Source organism: Pseudomonas sp. YQ_6 (genome assembly GCF_043103245.1).
Classification (GTDB): Bacteria; Pseudomonadota; Gammaproteobacteria; order Pseudomonadales; family Pseudomonadaceae; genus Aquipseudomonas; species Aquipseudomonas alloputida.
Window position 1 is genome coordinate 1 of sequence record NZ_JBICJR010000006.1, and the last position, 17,962, is coordinate 17,962.

Consider the following 17,962-nt stretch of genomic DNA (forward strand, 5'->3'; position numbering starts at 1 on the left):
AAGAGGCCGGGCCGCGTTGCCTTGTAGGAGCGGGTTTACCCGCGAAGAGGCCAGGCCGCGTTGTCTTGTAGGAGCGGGTTTACCCGCGAAGAGGCCGGCACAGGCAATACCGCTTATCAAGCAACAGCCCCTTCCCCAGGCCGCCCACCCACCACAAACCACAGCGGCCACAGCGCCAACGCCCCCGCCACCCCCGCTGCCAGGGCAAAATGCAGCAAGCTGGCGCCGGCGCCAATCATCGCCAGCAGCGCTCCACCGAGCCCCAGCAAGGCAATGGTGATCATCCCCAGCATGGCCGAAACCAGCCCCTTGCTCTGCTCACTGGAGAACAGCGTCATGCGGTACAGCACCGCATTGGCCACGCCCAACCCAAGCGCGTACAGCGACATGCCGGCCACCACACTGGTCACGCTGGGCCAGCGCCAAGTCGCCAGCACCATCAGGCACAGGCCAGCCAGGTATGGCCAGAGCGCGCCACGCACCAGGGCTGGCAGCGGGTAGCGATCGGCAATACGGTTGATGATCAGGTTACCGAGGATCAGCCCGCCAAAGACCGGCAACTGCCACAAGGCATACTCCAGGGTACTCAACCCCTCATCGTGAATCAGCAGCACCGGCGACAGGCCAATCCAGCCAATCAGCGGTAAGCCGACCAACCCAAGGGCGGCGCTGCCTGCAACGAAGCGGCGGTTGCCCAGCAACTGGCCATAGCCCGCCAACAGTGGCAGCAGGTGAATCGGCGTGAACGCCAGCCGCGAGCCGTCACGGCGCTCCACGCCCAGGGTTTCCGGCATCAGGCGGTACAGCAGCAGCCAGGCCAGCACCGCGCCGATGGCGAACGCCACGAACAGCCAGCGCCAGTCCAGCCATTGCAGCAGCAAGGTGCCCACCAGCGGCCCGAGCAGGGGCGACAGCAAGGCGATGTTGGCCAGCAGGGCCATCATGCGTACGGCATCAGCCTCGCTGAAAGCCTCGTTCAGGGCTGGGTAGCTGACGGTGACCACAAAGCCCAGGCCAATGCCCTGCAACAGGCGCAACAGGTTGAACAGGCCGATGTCCTGGACCCAGAAGGTAGCCAGGCAGGCCAGGCCAAAGAATGCGCAGCCGACCAGCAGCAACGGGCGCCGTCCATAACGGTCGGCCAACGGGCCGATCAGCCATTGCAGTACCACGCCCCCCAGCAGGTACAGGTTGAGGGCATGGGGAATGTATTCGGGGCTGGCGTCGAGGTCGCTGACCACGACCGGCATGGCCGGCATGACCGCGTCGCTGGCCAGGTAGGTCAGCAGTTCGAACAGGGCCAGGGTCAGGCCGAACAGCAAGGCACGCAGAGGGGTGATATACAGCAGTGGTTTCATGATGGCGTATCGGGTGTGGCGGGCGGGGTCACGCTATATGCCAGAAATGGCTGGAAATTGCTGTGAACAAGTGTAATCAGGGTCGGAAAAAGCTGGGGCCGCTTTGCGCCCCTTCGCGGGCAAGCCCGCTCCTACAAACACGTATGTCCTCGTAGGGGCGGGCTTGCCCGCGAAGGGGCGCAAAGCGGCCCCGGCTTGAACGCGGTATTACTGCGTTGCAGTCTCCTGCACCACGCGAATAACCCGCTGCGGAAACGGAATGTCGATCCCTTCGGCTTTCAACCGGTCACGCGCATACTCGTTGAGCATGAACATCACATCCCAGTAATCGGAGGTCTTGGTCCACAAGCGCAGCGATACGGTGATCGAGCTGTCGCCCAGCGTCGACACGACCGCCTGCGGTGCCGGGTCTTGCAGAACACGCGGGTCCTTTGCCAGCTCCAGCAACACATTGCGGGCCTTCTGCAGGTCGGCCTCGTAGTCAACGCCCACATCGAACACCACCTTGCGCGTCGGCTGGCGGTTGGTGTTGGTAATGATGCCGTTGGACAGGCTGCCATTGGGCATGATGACCGTCTTGTTGTCACCGGTGCGCAGCACGGTGTGGAAGATCTGGATACTGTCGACGGTGCCGGCAACGCCCTGCGCCTCGATCCAGTCACCGATACGGAACGGGCGGAACATCAGGATCAGCACACCACCGGCGAAGTTCGCCAGGCTGCCCTGCAAGGCAAGGCCGATGGCCAGGCCTGCGGCACCGATGGCGGCGACGAACGAGGTGGTCTCGATGCCGATCATCGAGGCCACGCTGACCAACAGCAGCACCTTCAGCACGATGTTCGCCAGGGTGCTGATGAAGCCCTGCAGCGCCAGGTCGGCGTTGCGCAGGCCAACCAGCTTGCCGAGGCGGGCGCTGACCTTGTTGATGATCCACCAGCCGACCGCCAAGGTCAGCAGTGCCAGCAGCACACGGCTGCCGTATTCCATGATCAAAGGGATCCACGTTTGGGATTGGCGGACGAGCTGGTCGACCTCAGCGTTCAAATCCATATTCATCTCCTGATGCCGAGCGGCAAGTACACGGTAGAACAGGCCGCGCGTGTTATTACGCAACCACGGCCCCCATGGACATCATTTGGCCATCGGGGTTCCGGGCCACCCCCGCATCAGTCGCGGAAGTTGTTGAACTGCAGCGGCATGTCGAATTCCTTGGTGCGCAGCAGGGCAATGGCTTCCTGCAGATCGTCACGTTTCTTGCCGGTTACCCGTACCTGCTCACCCTGGATGGCGGCCTGTACTTTCAGCTTGCCATCCTTGATGGTGGCTACGATCTTTTTTGCCAGGTCCTTGTCGATGCCTTCGCGGAACTTGGCTTCCTGTTTCTTTTCCTTGCCGGAGGCGTAGGGGTCCTTGGTTTCCAGGCACTTCACGTCGATCTTGCGCTTGACCAGTGCCAGGCGCAGGATCTCCAGCATCGCCTCGAGCTGGAACTCTTCCTCGGCGGTGAGCATCACGGTCTGCTCTTTGTCCTTGAACTCGAAGGTGCCTTTGCCCTTGAGGTCGTAGCGGCGGTCCAGTTCCTTGATGGCGTTGTCGACCGCGTTCTGCACTTCGTGCTTGTCCAGTTCCGATACCACGTCGAACGAAGGCATGGTTGTTCTCCCAAAATAAAAGCGCGCTCAGGCTGAAGATGGAGCGCGCTGGGTTTGAAGGTTAAAATGCGGGCTCATTATAACGGGTTGCGAAACGCATATGAGCAGCACCTGGCATATTCTCGGCGCCGGTAGCCTTGGCAGTCTGTGGGCCTGCCGCCTGGCACGCGCAGGCAAGGCCGTGCGCCTGATCCTGCGTGACGGGCAACGGCTACAGGCTTATCAGCAGGCCGGTGGCCTGACCCTGGTCGAACAGGAGCAAACCCGGCACTACGCCATACCTGCCGAAACGGCGCAAGCGCAAGGCCCGATCCACCGGCTGCTGGTGGCCTGCAAGGCCTATGACGCTGCCCCGGCGATTGCCGGTCTAGCGCCACGGCTGGCCGAGAGCGCCGAAGTGCTGCTGTTGCAGAATGGCCTTGGCAGCCAGGATGAAGTCGCAGACCTGGTGCCGCACGCTCGCTGCATCTTCGCCTCCAGCACCGAAGGCGCCTTCCGCGAGGGGGACTGGCAGGTGCGTTTTGCCGGCCATGGCTTCAACTGGCTGGGCGACCCACGTAACCCAATGATCCCCGCCTGGTTCGATGACCTGCACGAGGCCGGTATCCCCGCAGAATGGACAGTAGACATACTGACCCGCCTGTGGCGCAAGTTGGCGCTCAATTGCGCCATCAACCCGCTGACCGTGCTTCACGATTGCCAGAATGGCGGGCTGCTGGGGCACCTGGGTGAAGTGCAAGCCCTGTGCGTCGAACTGGCCCGACTGCTGCGCCGTTGCGGCCAGCCGCAAGCAGCCGAGGGGCTGGAGGAAGAAGTGCAGCGGGTAATCCTCGCCACCGCAGCCAACTACTCTTCCATGTACCAGGACGTGCATGCAGGACGACGCACCGAGTTGCACTACCTGCTCGGCCATGCTTGCCGCGCTGCGGGCCGTCATGGCCTGCACTTGCCGCAGCTGGAACACCTGCTGCAGCGCTTGGTCGAAAACCTGCGCGCGCGTGGTTTGCCCTGCGACTGACGCGGCCCTTCAACCGGATACGGACATTGCCTTGCCCATGACCTTGCGCCAACGCCTGGAAAACCTCCCGGTCGGGCAGAAGCTGCTGGCGGCCCTGCTGGTATTGCTGGTGACCATCTTGCTGATGGCCAACCTCACCTTCATCAGCGCCGCCTACTGGATCACCCAGGAAAGCATGGCGCCCCAGGCCATGCAGACCATCGGCCGGCTGGTGGCCAATCCTCAGCTTGCAGCCCGCGCCGGCGACACCCCGGAAACCGCCCGTGCCCTGCTCAAGGAACTGGACAGTTACACACCGCTGCGCGCCGCCGCGGTCTACGGTGGCGATGGCCGAATGCTGGCGCAGTTGCAGCATGGCGAGCCGCTGGCCCTGCCCAAACGTTTTCGCAACATCGACGGCTGGCGCCTGATGGAGTTTCGCAGCACTCAGTTGATCCGCATCCCCCGCGATGCCAACCCACCGGCACACTTGCTGCTGGTAGCCAGCAGCGAACTGCCCACGGCCTTCTACACCGGCACACTCAGCGCCAGCCTGGGCATCCTGGTGTTCAGTGTCCTGCTATGGATCGTCATCGCCCGGCAGATCAAACGCCTGATCACCCAACCGATCAACCAGCTTGAGGAACTCAGCCGCCAGGTTACCCGCGAAGAGAGCTACGCCTTGCGCGCCCAACGCGGCAACGATGATGAAATCGGCAGCCTGGCCGAGGCCTTCAACACCATGCTGTCGCGCATCGAGGCCCGCGAGCAGCAGCTCAAGAGCGCCCGCGACGAGTTCCAGAGTGCCTACGACCAGGCTCAGGGCCTTGCCGAAGAAACCCGCCACACCAACCGCAAGCTGGAACTGGAAGTACAGGTACGCAGCAAGATCGAGAAAAAGCTCACCGGTTTTCAGAACTACCTCAACAGCATCATCGACTCGATGCCCTCGGCACTGATCGCCCTCGACGAACAGCTTTACGTGACCCAATGGAACCACGAAGCCACGGTGCTTTCCGGCACGCCACTGGACGAGGCACTTAACCAGCCGGTGTTCATTGCGTTCGAGCCGCTGAAGCCGTTCCTCCCGCAACTGAAGGAAACCGTGGAAAAACATCGAGTGGCGAAGATCGAGCGGGTAACCTGGCCCAAGGGCGACGACCTACGCCACTACGCCCTGACCTTCTACCCACTGACGGGCGGCGGCGGGCGCGGCGTGGTCATTCGTATCGACGACATCACCCAGCGTCTGTCATTGGAAGAGATGATGGTGCAGTCAGAAAAAATGCTCTCGGTCGGGGGGCTGGCTGCCGGCATGGCGCACGAAATCAACAACCCGCTGGGCGCTATCCTGCACAACGTGCAGAACATTCGCCGACGCCTGTCGTCCGACCTGCCGCGCAACCAGGAACAGGCCGAAGAGCTGGGCATCGACCTGGCCACGATCAACCGCTACCTGGACAGCCGCGAGGTGCCGCAACTGCTCGACGGCATTCAGCAGGCCGGCGCCCGGGCGGCGAAGATCGTCACCCACATGCTCAGCTTCAGCCGCCGCAGCAACCGCCAGCTGGTGCCATGCGAGCTGCCGGCACTGATCGATCAGGCGCTTGAAATTGCCGGCAATGACTTCGATCTGGCCATCGGCTTCGACTTCAAGGGGCAAGCCATCGTGCGCCAGTTCGACCCCGACCTGGGGCCGGTGCCATGCACCGCCAACGAGCTGGAACAAGTACTGCTCAACTTGCTGAAGAATGCAGCCCAGGCCATCCACCAACGCCCGCAACCCAGCGAGCCCGGACGCATCACACTGCGCACCCGGCTAAGCCCGCCATGGGCCGAAATCCAGGTCGAAGACAACGGCGTCGGCATGCCCGAGGCGGTGCGCAAGCGCACCTTCGAGCCGTTCTTCACCACCAAGGAAATCGGCCAGGGTACCGGCCTGGGCCTGTCGGTCTCCTACTTCATCATCACCAACAACCACAAGGGGCAGATGGAAGTGCAATCCACGCCAGGCCAAGGCACCTGCTTTACCCTACGCCTGCCCCTCACCCAGCCGGCAGCGGCGGTGCCGGCCAGAACGGAGCAATGACATGGGCTACCGCCTTTCGAAGATTTATACCCGCACCGGCGACAAAGGCGAAACCGGCCTGGGCGACGGCCGCCGGGTGCCCAAGGACCACCCGCGGATCGAAGCGATTGGCGAGGTGGACAGCCTGAACAGCCAGTTGGGGTTGCTGCTGGCGGGGCTCGCCGAGCACGGGCTGAATGAAGTGACCGCAGTATTGGCGCCGTGTCAGCACCGCTTGTTCGACCTGGGTGGCGAGCTGGCGATGCCCAGTTACCAGGCGTTGAACCTGGCGGAAGTGGAACGCCTGGAGGCGGCCATCGATGTGTGGAACGAAGAGCTGGGGCCACTGAAGAACTTCATTCTGCCCAGTGGTTCGGCGCTGGTGGCGCAGGCGCATGTGTGCCGCAGTCTGGCGCGCAGTGCAGAGCGCCGGTGCCAGCAGTTGAATGCCATGGAGCCGCTGGAAGGCGTTGGTTTGGCGTATATCAACCGGCTTTCCGATCTATTGTTCGTGGCGGCGCGGATCATCGGGCGGCGCCAGGGGGTGGCTGAGGTTTTGTGGCAGCCCGCAGAGAAACCGAAAGGCTGATACTTCTGGGGCTGCTTTGCAGCCCATTCGCGGGCTTGCCCGCTCCCACAGGTTTCGAGCAGGCTTGAAGCTTGTGAGTTTCCTGTAGGAGCGGGCCCCGCGAATGGGCCCCGCAGCGGCCCCTGTTACAGGGGACTCAAACCTCGGGCCAGAAAGCCCGGATCCCGGCTACGCCCTGTGCCCCGGCTTCCCAAGCATGCTCGCGCTCACCCGGCCCTACCCCACCCAGCAGGTAAACCGGCTTGTTGAACCCGGCAATCAACCGCTGCGCCTCATCCCATCCCAACGGCACCGCCTCAGGGTGAGTCTGGGTAGCCTGCACTGGCGACAAGGTGACAAAGTCCACCCCCATCTGCTCAGCCAGCGCCAGCTCTTCGGCACTGTGGCAGGATGCCGCCAACCAGCGCTCCTTGGGGAACGGCCGGCCCCTGGCGGCGTACTTGCGCAGCTGCGCGGCCGTCAGGTGCCAACCGGCCGCCGGGAAATCACCCAGCCATTCCAGTGGCCCTTTAAGCATCAGCTGCGCCTTGCCCGCACACAGCCCGACCGCATCCACCGCCACGTCGCGGTACTTGGGGTCGTACATGTCCGGGGCACGTAACTGGATCAGGCGAATACCATTGGCCACCGCCTTCTGGATGCCCTTGAGCATTTGCGGCACTTCCAGGCCGTCCGGGGTGATCAGGTACTGGTCCGGCAGGCGCGCAGCGGCGACGATCGGCTTGTTGGCCTCGGGGAATTCGTACTGCGGCAAATCGCGCGGGGCAACCCACTCCAGCGGCTGGCCTTCGGCACCATGCGGTTCGCCAGTGAACGCTTCGACCTCGCGCACGTCCAGCAGCACCTGCTTGTCCGAGTAGTCATGGCTGACCTTGATCAGCGCACGCGAATGGCTTACCTCAATGCCCAGCTCCTCGCGCAACTCGCGGGCAAGCGCCACTTCGACGCTTTCGCCTTCTTCCACCTTGCCACCGGGGAACTCCCACAAGCCGCCCTGGTGCTGGGTATCGGCACGGCGTGCGATCAGAATACGGCCATCAGCGCCGCGAATGACGGCAGCCACTACATGAATCCGTTTCACGCTTCACGCTCCTCCAGGCCTGCCTGTTGCCATGCCTGGAAGGCTGGCCACTGATAAATGGTTTCGATGTAGGCTGCCGCCTCGGCGGGGACTTCTACGCGGTAGGTGCGCAGGCGCACGGCTACCGGGGCAAAGAAGGCATCGGCCAGGCTTGGCTTGCCGAACAGGAACGGGCCGCTGTCCTTGGCCACCAGACGGCATTCGGACCACAGCGCAACGATACGGTCGATGTCGATTTGTACGTCCAGCGGCACGCTGTCCAGCGCCTGGTCGCGCGACAAGTCGAACGGCATGGCGCCGCGCAGGGCAAAGAAGCCGCTATGCATCTGCGCACAGGCCGAACGGGCCTGAGCACGCGCCGCCACATCGGCAGGCCACAGCTGGGCTTCGGGGTGGCGTTCGTTGAGGTATTCGGCAATGGCCAGCGAGTCAGCGATCACACCGTGCTCGCTCTTGAGCAGCGGCACCTTGCCGGTGGAGGAGAAAGCGAGGATGCGCTGGCGGGTATCAGGCTGGTTCAGCTTGATCAGGGTTTCTTCGTAGGGCACGCCAGCCAGCTCGAGGGCCAGGGCGCCACGCAGCGACCAGGAGGAGTACAGCTTGTCGCCGATGATCAGGTGATAGCTCATGGTTCGGCTCCATCAGGTTTGTATTGCAAAACCCGCAGGCCGCTGCGCGGCCTTTCGCGGGCAAGCCCGCTCCTGCAGGGACCGCACCGCTCCTGCAGGCATTGCAACACCTGTGGGAGCGGGCGTGCCCGCGAAGAGGCCTTCGGATCAGTAGATCAGGTACGGTACTCGGCGTTGATCTTCACGTACTCGTGGGACAGGTCGGTCGTCCAGATGGTTTCGCTGCACTGGCCACGGCCCAGCTCGATTCGGATGGTGATCTCTTCCTGGGCCATCACTGCCGAACCCTGCGCTTCGGTATAGCTCGGGCTGCGGCCACCTTTGCTCGCAATGCAAACGCTGTCCAGGTAAACATCGATCAGGCTTACATCCAGTTCCGGTACACCGGCACGGCCTACCGCAGCGAGGATACGGCCCCAGTTCGGGTCGGAAGCGAACAGCGCGGTCTTGATCAGCGGCGAGTGGGCCACGGCGTAGCCGACGTCCAGGCACTCCTGGTGGTTGCCACCACCGTTGACCTGCACGGTCACGAACTTGGTCGCGCCTTCGCCGTCACGGACAATGGCCTGGGCCACTTCCATGCACACTTCGAACACGGCCTTTTTCAGCGCTTCGAAAAGCGCGCCGCTGGCTTCGGTCACTTCCGGCAGGTCGGCCTTGCCGGTAGCGATCAGCATGCAGCAATCGTTGGTCGAAGTGTCACCATCGATCGTGATGCGGTTGAACGACTTGTTGGCGCCGTCCAGCATCAGGTCCTTGAGTACCTTTGGCGCCACCTTGGCGTCGGTGGCGATGTAGCCCAGCATGGTCGCCATGTTCGGGCGGATCATGCCTGCACCCTTGCTGATACCGGTAACGGTGACGGTCACGCCATCGTGCTGGAACTGGCGGCTGGCCCCTTTGGGCAGGGTGTCGGTGGTCATGATGCCGGTAGCGGCCTCAGCCCAGTTGTTCTCCGACAGGTTGTCGAGGGCGGCCTGCAGCGCGCCTTCGATCTTTTCGACCGGCAGCGGCTCGCCAATCACGCCGGTGGAGAACGGCAGTACCGACTCGGCCGGTACGCCAGCCAGTTCGGCCAGCTTGGCGCAGGTGCGCTCGGCGGCGGCCAGGCCTGGCGCGCCGGTGCCGGCGTTGGCATTTCCCGTGTTGGTCAGCAGGTAGCGCACGGTGCCCTGTACACGCTGCTTGGACAGGATCACCGGCGCTGCGCAGAAGGCGTTGAGGGTGAACACGCCAGCCACGCTGGAGCCTTCGGCACAGCGCATGACCACCACATCCTTGCGCCCCGGGCGCTTGATACCGGCAGAAGCGATACCGAGTTCAAAACCCGGAACCGGGTGCAGGGTGGGCAAAGGACCAAGACCAACAGCCATTAGAGCGCTCCTAGAAAAAACGATGATGTCGAAAAAGGGGCCGCTTCGCACCCCATCGCGACACAAGGCCGCCCCCACAAGGATCGCGCCCGTTCATGGACGAGCGCGGTACCTGTAGAAGCGGCCTTGTGTCGCGAAAGGGCCGCAAAGCGACCCCAGGCTTGTACAACGTAAGGTTCAGATCACTCGATCTGACCGTGGCAATGCTTGAACTTCTTGCCCGAACCACACCAGCACGGCTCGTTGCGGCCCAGCTTCTGGTCATTGCGTACTGGCGCCGAGGCTACCGCTACTTCGGCACCCTCCTCGCTCAGTTGCTCACTTCCCAGGCCCGGTGCAGCGGCGTGCTGGAACTGCATGCGACTCGCCAGCTCTTCGGCCTCGCGGCGCAGGCGGGCTTCTTCTTCGGCCGGGTCTTCGCGGCGAACCTGTACGTGTGACAGCACGCGGATGGTGTCGCGCTTGATCGACTCCAACAGCTCCTGGAACAGGCTGAACGACTCGCGCTTGTACTCCTGCTTCGGGTTCTTCTGCGCATAACCACGCAGGTGAATACCATGACGCAGGTGGTCCATGGTCGACAGGTGGTCTTTCCACAGGTCGTCCAGTACGCGAAGCAGAATCTGCTTCTCGAAGGTTCGCAGGGCCTCGAGACCGGCCTGGTCTTCCTTCTCGGTGTAGGCAGTGGTGATCTCGTTCAGCAGCTTCTCGCGCAAGGTCTCTTCGTAGAGGTGATCGTCCTCGTCGAGCCATTGCTGGATTGGCAACTTGATGGCGAAATCGCTGGCCAGCGAAGCCTCCAGGCCGGCTACGTCCCACTGCTCTGGCAGCGACTGCGGCGGAATGTGCTGGCTGATGGTAGCGTCCAGGACTTCCTTGCGGAATTCGACGATGGTGTCGCCAATGTTGTCGGCGGCCAGCAGGCTGTTGCGCATGTGGTAGATCACCTTGCGCTGCTCGTTGGCGACGTCGTCATATTCGAGCAATTGCTTACGAATGTCGAAGTTGCGGCCTTCGACCTTGCGCTGGGCTTTCTCGATAGCGTTGGTGACCATGCGGTGCTCGATGGCCTCGCCCGACTGCATGCCCAGTGCCTTCATGAAGTTCTTCACCCGGTCAGAGGCGAAGATGCGCATCAGGCTGTCTTCCAGCGACAGGTAGAAGCGGCTGGAACCCGGGTCGCCCTGACGACCGGAGCGGCCGCGCAGCTGGTTGTCGATACGGCGCGATTCGTGGCGCTCGGAAGCGATTACATGCAGGCCACCCGTCTCGATCACTTGCTGGTGACGCTTCTGCCAGTCGGCCTTGATCTGGGCGATCTGCTCGGCTGTCGGGTTTTCCAGGGCAGCCACTTCGGCTTCCCAGTTACCGCCCAGCAGGATGTCGGTACCACGGCCAGCCATGTTGGTGGCGATGGTCAGTGCACCGGGCGCGCCTGCTTGCGCGATGATCTCGGCTTCCTTCTCGTGATACTTGGCGTTGAGCACCTTGTGGTCGATCCCTTCCTTTTTCAGGAGGTTGGACATGTGCTCGGAAGTTTCAATGGTCGCGGTACCTACCAGCACCGGACGGCCCAGCTTCATGCTTTCCTTGATGTCGGCGATGATTGCGGCGTACTTCTCGTCAGCGGTCAGGTACACCAGGTCGTTGTAGTCCTTGCGCGCCAGTGGCTTGTTCGGCGGAATGACCATCACGTTCAGGCCGTAGATCGACTGGAACTCGAATGCTTCGGTGTCGGCGGTACCGGTCATGCCGGACAGCTTGGTGTACAGGCGGAAGTAGTTCTGGAAGGTGGTCGAAGCCAGGGTCTGGCTCTCGGCCTGGATGTTCAGGTTCTCTTTGGCCTCGATGGCCTGATGCAGGCCCTCGGACAGGCGACGGCCCGGCATGGTACGGCCGGTGTGTTCGTCGATCAGCAGAACCTGGCCGTCCTGGACGATGTACTCGACGTTACGGTGGAACAGCTTGTGTGCGCGAAGACCGGCGTAGACGTGTGTCAGCAAGCCCAGGTTGTGCGCGGAGTACAGGCTCTCGCCCTCAGCCAGCAGGCCCGCCTGGGCCAGCATCTCTTCGATGAACTGGTGACCGGCTTCGTTCAGCTCCACCTGGCGACTCTTCTCGTCGATGGTGAAGTGGCCTTCCTGGGTGACCTGGCCTTCGACCTCTTCGATGTGCTGGGTGAGGCGCGGGATCAGGCGGTTGATCTCGATGTACAGCTTGGAGCTGTCCTCGGCCTGACCGGAAATGATCAGCGGGGTACGCGCTTCGTCGATGAGGATGGAGTCGACTTCGTCGATCACGGCGAAGTTCAGTTCACGCTGGAACTTCTCGTCCTGGCTGAACGCCATGTTGTCGCGCAGGTAGTCGAACCCGAATTCGTTGTTGGTGCCGTAGGTGATGTCGGCCGCATAGGCGGCGCGCTTTTCTTCCGGCGGCTGGAAGGCAGAGACGATACCGACCGACAGACCGAGGAATTCGTACAGCGGGCGCATCCAGTTGGCGTCACGGCGCGCCAGGTAGTCGTTGACGGTGACCACATGCACGCCCTTGCCGGACAATGCGTTGAGGTAGACGGCCAGGGTACCGACCAAGGTCTTGCCTTCACCGGTGCGCATTTCTGCGATCATACCCTCGTGCAGGGTCATGCCGCCGATCAGCTGCACATCGAAATGGCGCATGCCCATTACGCGCTTGCCGGCCTCGCGGGCCACGGCGAAGGCTTCGGGCAGCAATTGGTCCAGTGTCTCGCCTTTGGCCAGGCGCTCCTTGAACTCTGCAGTCTTGCCCCGCAGTTGCTCGTCGGAGAGGGCCACCATCTTCTCTTCGAAGGCATTGACGATACTCACCGTCTTGAGCATGCGTTTGACTTCACGCTCGTTCTTGCTTCCAAAAAGTTTTTTTAACAAAGGCGCAAACATATCGGCAGGATCTTCCACACGTAGGGATGGAGGGCGGCCCCATGAGTCGCCCGTGCAGCCCATAGGCCGCATGCGAACGAGCATTCTACCCGGAAACGATGGTGAGGAAAGTGGTGGATTTCCACGATGCTGATACAGCGTTTTGGCGGGGGCCTGTTTTAGATAGGGGCATTTTCCCTGAGTTCAAGGCCCGGGATCATGAAACGTATCGAGAATGACTCCTATCTTGTGTCGCCCGTACCGGCCTCTTCGCGGGCAAGCCCGCTCCTACGAGGTATCGATAACCCTGTAGGAGCGGGTTAACCCGCGAAGAGGCCGGCACAGGCAACGGAGATGTTAGACTGTGCCCACGTCACCTCACGCGTACCCCCATGGCCTACAAACCCTCCCCCGCCCAGCCGCCCTCCGCCCTGCTGCGCCAGGTGCGCCCGCTGCGCCTGCTGCTGAACCAGGCCGAGCGCCTGGAACACTTGCAGCGCCTGCTGGAAAGCCAGTTGCAACCGGCTGCCCGCGAGCACTGCCATGTGGCGTCCTGGCGCGATGGTACTTTGTTGCTGGTGGTTACCGACGGCCATTGGGCAACCCGCCTGCGCTACCAGCAGAAGCGCTTGTTGGCGGCCCTGCAGGCCATGGAAGCATTCGGCAACCTCAGGCGCATCCTGTACAAGGTGCAACCGCCGCTGGTACCGGCCAAGCGTGGCGGGCATGCGGCCGAGCTTTCGAACAGCGCGGCCGAGAGCCTGCGTGACACCGCCGAGGGCATTACCGACCCCAAACTGCGCGCAGCACTGGAACGGTTGGCCGCCCACGCCGAGGGCAAGCCATAAAAAAGGCCACCCGAAGGTGGCCTTAATGAACTAGAGAGTGTTCGAACTTACACGGCCGCAACAGGGCGCATGTACGAGATCGGTGCCGTACTGGCATCTTCGAAAGTGACCACTTCCCAGGCATCGGTTTCAGCAATCAGCTTGCGCAACAGCTGGTTGTTCAGCGCGTGGCCGGACTTGAAGCCCTTGAACTCGCCGATCAGGCTGTTGCCCAGCAGGTACAGATCGCCGATGGCGTCGAGGATCTTGTGCTTGACGAATTCGTCTTCGTAACGAAGGCCGTCTTCGTTGAGCACGCCGTCCTCATCGACCACGATGGCGTTCTCGACACTGCCACCCAACGCAAGGTTGTGCTTGCGCAGGTACTCGATGTCACGCATGAAACCAAAAGTACGCGCGCGGCTGACTTCCTTCACGAACGACGTGCTGGAAAAGTCGACGCTGGCGCTCTGGGTCCGGTTGCGAAGCACCGGGTGATCGAAATCGATCTCGAAGCTCACCTTGAAACCTTCGAAAGGCAGGAACGTGGCGCGCTTGTCGCCCTCTTCCACGGTTACCTCACGCAGGATGCGGATGAACTTCTTGGCTGCGTCCTGTTCTTCCAGGCCGGCAGACTGAATCAGGAATACAAAAGGACCGGCGCTGCCATCCATGATCGGCACTTCCGAGGCGGAGAGCTCGACGTAGGCGTTATCGATGCCCAAACCCGCCATGGCGGAGAGCAGGTGCTCGACCGTATCGACCTTGACGTCACCGTTGACCAACGTCGTCGACATGGTTGTCTCGCCGACGTTGGCCGCACGCGCAGGGATCTCGACGACAGGGTCGAGGTCGGCGCGGCGGAAGACGATGCCGGTGTCAACAGGTGCAGGCTTGAGGGTCAGGTAAACCTTCTCCCCGGAGTGCAGACCGACACCTGTGGCACGGATGGTATTCTTCAGGGTGCGTTGTTTAATCATGGCATTGGCCGCTTCAGCGCAAATTGCGAACAGGTATCAACAAAGGCTGGGGATGATAACAGACCCAACCTTTGATGAATACCAATCACCTTTATACCCCTGATAAATTCCATTAATCAGCCTGACGACGCAGGAATGCTGGGATATCGAGGTAGTCCAGGTCATCCTGAGGGTTCAGTTTAGCGGCTGCGGCAGCACCTGCATGCGCCTGGTTGCGCATGACGGTCGGGCGCTCCAGGTCACGGTAGTTGACCGCTGGCTGCTCCTGGCGTACCGGTGCAGGGTTGGACGCTTCGTACGCCTGCTGGGCAGTCTGCAGGGTATTGTCGACCACCTTCACAGGCTTCTCGATGCGTGCGCCCAGACCAGTGGCCACCACGGTCACGTGCAGTTCGTCACGCATGTCCGGGTCGATCACGGTGCCGACCTTGACCATCGCGTGGTCGGAGGCGAAGGCTTCGATGATGCTACCCACGTCGGAGTACTCACCCAGCGACAGGTCCGGGCCTGCGGTGATGTTCACCAGGATACCGCGGGCGCCCTGCAGGTTGACGTCTTCCAGCAGCGGGTTACGGATAGCTGCCTCGGTGGCTTCACGCGCACGGTTCGGGCCGCTGGCGCAGCCAGTACCCATCATGGCCATGCCCATTTCACCCATCACGGTGCGCACGTCGGCGAAGTCGACGTTGATCATGCCTGGGCGCTTGATGATGTCGGAGATACCGCGTACGGCACCAGCCAGTACATCGTCAGCCTTGGCGAAGGCGGACAGCAGGCTGGCATCCTTGCCCAGGATGGTCAGCAGCTTCTCGTTGGGGATGGTGATCAACGAGTCGACGCTTTCAGCCAGCATGCGGATGCCTTCATCGGCGATCTGCATGCGCTTGCGGCCTTCGAACGGGAACGGACGGGTCACCACTGCTACGGTGAGGATACCCATTTCCTTGGCCACTTCGGCAATGATTGGCGCTGCACCGGTACCGGTACCGCCACCCATGCCGGTGGTGATGAACACCATGTTGGTGCCCTGCAGCACTTCGGCGATGCGCTCACGGTCTTCCAGCGCGGCCTGACGGCCGACTTCCGGATTGGCACCGGCACCCAGGCCCTTGGTCACACCCGTGCCCAATTGCAGGATGGTGCGCGCGCCAATGTTTTTCAGCGCCTGGGCATCGGTGTTGGCGCAGATGAATTCCACGCCTTCGATGCTGCTCTTGACCATGTGATTGACGGCGTTGCCGCCACCACCACCAACGCCGATCACTTTAATGACCGGACTTTGCGGGACGTTGTCTACGAGCTCGAACATTTTCCCTCTCCTTACAGTTCTCTAGTTGTTGCGCCTACCACTACTGCTTTGAAACTTAGAAGTTGCCCTGGACCCACTTCTTGAAGCGTTCAAGCACTGGGGCCTTCGGTTCATCGCCATAGCTGTTGCTGCTGCTGTTGCTGTTACCGGTCAGGGCCAAGTCCTCGGACTGCTTCAGCAGGCCGTAGGTGAGCAAGCCCACGCCAGTGGAATAGATCGGGTTGCGCACCACGTCGCTCAGCCCCCGAACGCTGTGCGGCACGCCCAGGCGTACCGGCATGTGGAAGATTTCCTCGGCCAGTTCCACGGCGCCTTCCATCTTCGCGGTGCCGCCGGTGAGGACGATGCCGGCGGGCACCAGGTCTTCGTAGCCACTGCGGCGCAGTTCGGCCTGGATCAGGGTGAAGAGCTCGTCGTAACGTGGCTCCACCACCTCGGCCAGGGCCTGGCGCGACAGCTCGCGCGGTGGGCGATCGCCCACGCTCGGCACCTTGATGGTCTCGCCAGCGCCAGCCAGTTTGGCCAAGGCACAGGCGTAGCGGATCTTGATTTCTTCGGCGTACTGGGTCGGTGTACGCAGGGCCATGGCGATGTCGTTGGTCACCTGGTCGCCAGCAATCGGGATGACCGCCGTGTGGCGGATGGCACCCTCGGTGAAGATGGCGATGTCAGTGGTGCCGCCACCGATGTCCACCAGGCACACGCCCAGCTCTTTTTCATCATCGGTCAGTACCGAGTAGGCCGAGGCCAGCTGCTCGAGGATGATGTCGTCGATTTCCAGGCCGCAGCGGCGCACACACTTCTCGATGTTCTGGGCGGCGTTGACTGCGCAAGTGACCACGTGAACCTTGGCTTCCAGGCGCACACCAGACATGCCCAGCGGCTCGCGCACGCCTTCCTGGTTGTCGATCACGTAGTCCTGCGGCAAGGTATGCAGCACGCGCTGGTCGGCCGGAATCGCCACGGCCTGGGCAGCGTCGAGTACGCGCTCCAGGTCGGCCAGGCTGACTTCGCGGTCACGGATGGCGACGATGCCGTGGGAGTTCAGGCTGCGGATGTGGTTACCGGCCACACCGACGAACGCCGAGTGGATACGGCAGCCGGCCATCAGCTGCGCCTCTTCCACGGCGCGCTGGATCGACTGCACGGTGGACTCGATGTTCACCACCACGCCTTTTTTCAGGCCACGGGACGGATGGGTGCCGATCCCGACGATTTCCAGGGTGCCGTCTTCGCCCACTTCGCCCACCAGCGCCACCACCTTGGAGGTGCCAATGTCCAGCCCGACGATCATTTTGCCGCTATGCGCGTTTGCCATGGTCCTGCCTCTCTCTAATTCTTCGCAACGGCGGGTTGGGCCGTCGTCGGTGCAATCGGTTCCCGCCAACCAACGGCAAGTCCGTTGGAATAACGCAGATCAATGCGGGCGATAGTGGTGATCTGGTCTTTGAGTGTCTTGTCGTAAATGGCAATGAAACGGCGCATCTTCTCCACCAGATGATCGCGCCCCAGCAGCAACTCGATGCCTGGCCCGGCACTGCTCGCACCGGTGGTCAGGAACCAGCTGCCTCGCTCGCGCAGCTCCAGGCGAGCGATGGAAAAGCCCAAGGGGCGCAGCATCTGGCTCAATACCTGATACTGCTGCATGACTTGTTGCTGAGCACGCTGCGGCCCGGCCAGCTGCGGCAGGTGCTCATAGTTGGCCAGCTCGCGCGGGGTGAAAGCCTGACCCTGGTTGTTGAGCAGGGCTGCGTCCCCCCAGCGTGCCACCGGCAGTTGCTCTTCAAGGCGGATCACCACCTCGTCGGGCCACACCCGGCGCACTTCGGCGTGGGCGATCCACGGCATCTGCTCGAGCTCGGCGCGCATCGCCGGCAGGTCGACGCTGAAGAAGCTCGCCGCCACGTAGGGCGCGATACGCTGCTGCACCGATTGCTGACTGATGTAGCTGAGGTCACCCTGCACATCGATCTTGGTGATCGGGCGGTCGGCGTACGGCATCAGGCGAATGGCGCCCTCGTAGGCACCAAAGCCGGCCGCCACCAGCAACACCGGCCACAGCAAGCGCTTGAGGCCGCCCAGGCTTGGCCGGGGCAGGCGCGCCGATACGGGCTCGTCGGCCACCAGCCGGCTGGCACCACGCGGCACCGGCTTGCTACGGCCGGTAACGGGTTGCTGCTGACGTATCATCGCGCCTTGCAT

General features: G+C 62.5%; 15 protein-coding genes. 4 read left to right on the forward strand and 11 right to left on the reverse strand.

Features of this window, described 5'->3' with window-relative positions:
- Positions 1-116: 116 nt before the first annotated feature.
- The 3 genes from ACF8FG_RS01765 to ACF8FG_RS01775 form a co-directional block, all read right to left on the reverse strand.
- Entirely contained in the window at positions 117-1,358 is a 1,242-nt protein-coding gene (locus tag ACF8FG_RS01765; RefSeq protein ID WP_014592268.1) for an MFS transporter, read from the reverse strand.
- A 207-nt stretch (positions 1,359-1,565) separates the two neighbouring features.
- Positions 1,566-2,408, reverse strand: a complete 843-nt coding sequence (locus tag ACF8FG_RS01770) for a mechanosensitive ion channel family protein (protein ID WP_003251892.1) — start codon at positions 2,406-2,408, stop codon at positions 1,566-1,568.
- Positions 2,409-2,524: 116 nt separating this feature from the next.
- Complete coding sequence (locus ACF8FG_RS01775) at positions 2,525-3,010, reverse strand: YajQ family cyclic di-GMP-binding protein (RefSeq protein WP_003251890.1); 486 nt, start codon at positions 3,008-3,010, stop codon at positions 2,525-2,527.
- A gap of 100 nt (positions 3,011-3,110) precedes the next feature.
- Here ACF8FG_RS01775 and ACF8FG_RS01780 point away from each other — a divergent pair, with 100 nt between their 5' ends.
- From ACF8FG_RS01780 to ACF8FG_RS01790, 3 genes are read left to right on the forward strand one after another with little or no spacing between them, the layout of a single operon-like run.
- Positions 3,111-4,028 (forward strand): putative 2-dehydropantoate 2-reductase, encoded by a 918-nt coding sequence (locus ACF8FG_RS01780; RefSeq protein WP_014592270.1) that lies wholly within the window; start codon positions 3,111-3,113, stop codon positions 4,026-4,028.
- Between the two features lie 37 nt (positions 4,029-4,065).
- Positions 4,066-6,096 (forward strand): ATP-binding protein, encoded by a 2,031-nt coding sequence (locus ACF8FG_RS01785; RefSeq protein WP_014592271.1) that lies wholly within the window; start codon positions 4,066-4,068, stop codon positions 6,094-6,096.
- A gap of 1 nt (position 6,097) precedes the next feature.
- Entirely contained in the window at positions 6,098-6,664 is a 567-nt protein-coding gene (locus tag ACF8FG_RS01790) for a cob(I)yrinic acid a,c-diamide adenosyltransferase (protein WP_014592272.1), read from the forward strand.
- 136 nt (positions 6,665-6,800) lie between these two features.
- On the opposite strand, the gene ACF8FG_RS01795 is transcribed toward ACF8FG_RS01790, so the two are convergent.
- The 4 genes from ACF8FG_RS01795 to secA all read right to left on the reverse strand — a co-directional run bounded on the left by ACF8FG_RS01795 (position 6,801) and on the right by secA (position 12,665).
- Positions 6,801-7,745, reverse strand: a complete 945-nt coding sequence (locus ACF8FG_RS01795) for a Nudix family hydrolase (RefSeq protein WP_014592273.1) — start codon at positions 7,743-7,745, stop codon at positions 6,801-6,803.
- Positions 7,742-8,374: a glutathione S-transferase family protein gene (locus ACF8FG_RS01800; protein ID WP_014592274.1), complete on the reverse strand. Its 633-nt coding sequence runs from the start codon at positions 8,372-8,374 to the stop codon at positions 7,742-7,744. Before ACF8FG_RS01800 ends, ACF8FG_RS01795 begins: the two co-directional genes overlap by 4 nt.
- A gap of 155 nt (positions 8,375-8,529) precedes the next feature.
- Entirely contained in the window at positions 8,530-9,747 is a 1,218-nt protein-coding gene (argJ, locus tag ACF8FG_RS01805) for a bifunctional glutamate N-acetyltransferase/amino-acid acetyltransferase ArgJ (RefSeq protein ID WP_010952461.1), read from the reverse strand.
- 182 nt (positions 9,748-9,929) lie between these two features.
- Positions 9,930-12,665: a preprotein translocase subunit SecA gene (gene secA, locus ACF8FG_RS01810; RefSeq protein WP_076402237.1), complete on the reverse strand. Its 2,736-nt coding sequence runs from the start codon at positions 12,663-12,665 to the stop codon at positions 9,930-9,932.
- A 371-nt stretch (positions 12,666-13,036) separates the two neighbouring features.
- On the opposite strand from secA, the gene ACF8FG_RS01815 reads away from it, so the two are divergent.
- Positions 13,037-13,492: a DUF721 domain-containing protein gene (locus ACF8FG_RS01815; protein ID WP_014592276.1), complete on the forward strand. Its 456-nt coding sequence runs from the start codon at positions 13,037-13,039 to the stop codon at positions 13,490-13,492.
- Between the two features lie 47 nt (positions 13,493-13,539).
- Here the strand turns inward: ACF8FG_RS01815 and lpxC are convergent, their stop codons facing one another.
- From lpxC to ACF8FG_RS01835, 4 genes are all read right to left on the reverse strand, one after another.
- Positions 13,540-14,451 carry a UDP-3-O-acyl-N-acetylglucosamine deacetylase gene (lpxC, locus tag ACF8FG_RS01820; protein WP_003251873.1) on the reverse strand — a complete coding sequence of 304 codons (912 nt, stop codon included), beginning with the start codon at positions 14,449-14,451 and terminating at the stop codon, positions 13,540-13,542.
- Between the two features lie 112 nt (positions 14,452-14,563).
- Positions 14,564-15,760, reverse strand: coding sequence for a cell division protein FtsZ (gene ftsZ, locus ACF8FG_RS01825; RefSeq protein WP_003251871.1), 1,197 nt, complete (start codon positions 15,758-15,760; stop codon positions 14,564-14,566).
- A 55-nt stretch (positions 15,761-15,815) separates the two neighbouring features.
- Positions 15,816-17,078, reverse strand: a complete 1,263-nt coding sequence (gene ftsA, locus ACF8FG_RS01830; protein WP_003251867.1) for a cell division protein FtsA — start codon at positions 17,076-17,078, stop codon at positions 15,816-15,818.
- 14 nt (positions 17,079-17,092) lie between these two features.
- Complete coding sequence (locus ACF8FG_RS01835) at positions 17,093-17,962, reverse strand: cell division protein FtsQ/DivIB (protein ID WP_003251865.1); 870 nt, start codon at positions 17,960-17,962, stop codon at positions 17,093-17,095.

Bases quoted from the DNA above. Each gene is read 5' to 3' on its own strand.
- ACF8FG_RS01765 (WP_014592268.1), bottom strand. From the start codon at position 1,358: ATGAAACCACTGCTGTATATCACCCCTCTGCGTGCCTTGCTGTTCGGC.
- ACF8FG_RS01770 (WP_003251892.1), bottom strand. From the start codon at position 2,408: ATGGATTTGAACGCTGAGGTCGACCAGCTCGTCCGCCAATCCCAAACG.
- ACF8FG_RS01775 (WP_003251890.1), bottom strand. From the start codon at position 3,010: ATGCCTTCGTTCGACGTGGTATCGGAACTGGACAAGCACGAAGTGCAG.
- ACF8FG_RS01780 (WP_014592270.1), top strand. From the start codon at position 3,111: ATGAGCAGCACCTGGCATATTCTCGGCGCCGGTAGCCTTGGCAGTCTG.
- ACF8FG_RS01785 (WP_014592271.1), top strand. From the start codon at position 4,066: ATGACCTTGCGCCAACGCCTGGAAAACCTCCCGGTCGGGCAGAAGCTG.
- ACF8FG_RS01790 (WP_014592272.1), top strand. From the start codon at position 6,098: ATGGGCTACCGCCTTTCGAAGATTTATACCCGCACCGGCGACAAAGGC.
- ACF8FG_RS01800 (WP_014592274.1), bottom strand. From the start codon at position 8,374: ATGAGCTATCACCTGATCATCGGCGACAAGCTGTACTCCTCCTGGTCG.
- argJ (WP_010952461.1), bottom strand. From the start codon at position 9,747: ATGGCTGTTGGTCTTGGTCCTTTGCCCACCCTGCACCCGGTTCCGGGT.
- secA (WP_076402237.1), bottom strand. From the start codon at position 12,665: ATGTTTGCGCCTTTGTTAAAAAAACTTTTTGGAAGCAAGAACGAGCGT.
- ACF8FG_RS01815 (WP_014592276.1), top strand. From the start codon at position 13,037: ATGGCCTACAAACCCTCCCCCGCCCAGCCGCCCTCCGCCCTGCTGCGC.
- lpxC (WP_003251873.1), bottom strand. From the start codon at position 14,451: ATGATTAAACAACGCACCCTGAAGAATACCATCCGTGCCACAGGTGTC.
- ftsZ (WP_003251871.1), bottom strand. From the start codon at position 15,760: ATGTTCGAGCTCGTAGACAACGTCCCGCAAAGTCCGGTCATTAAAGTG.
- ftsA (WP_003251867.1), bottom strand. From the start codon at position 17,078: ATGGCAAACGCGCATAGCGGCAAAATGATCGTCGGGCTGGACATTGGC.
- ACF8FG_RS01835 (WP_003251865.1), bottom strand. From the start codon at position 17,962: ATGCAAGGCGCGATGATACGTCAGCAGCAACCCGTTACCGGCCGTAGC.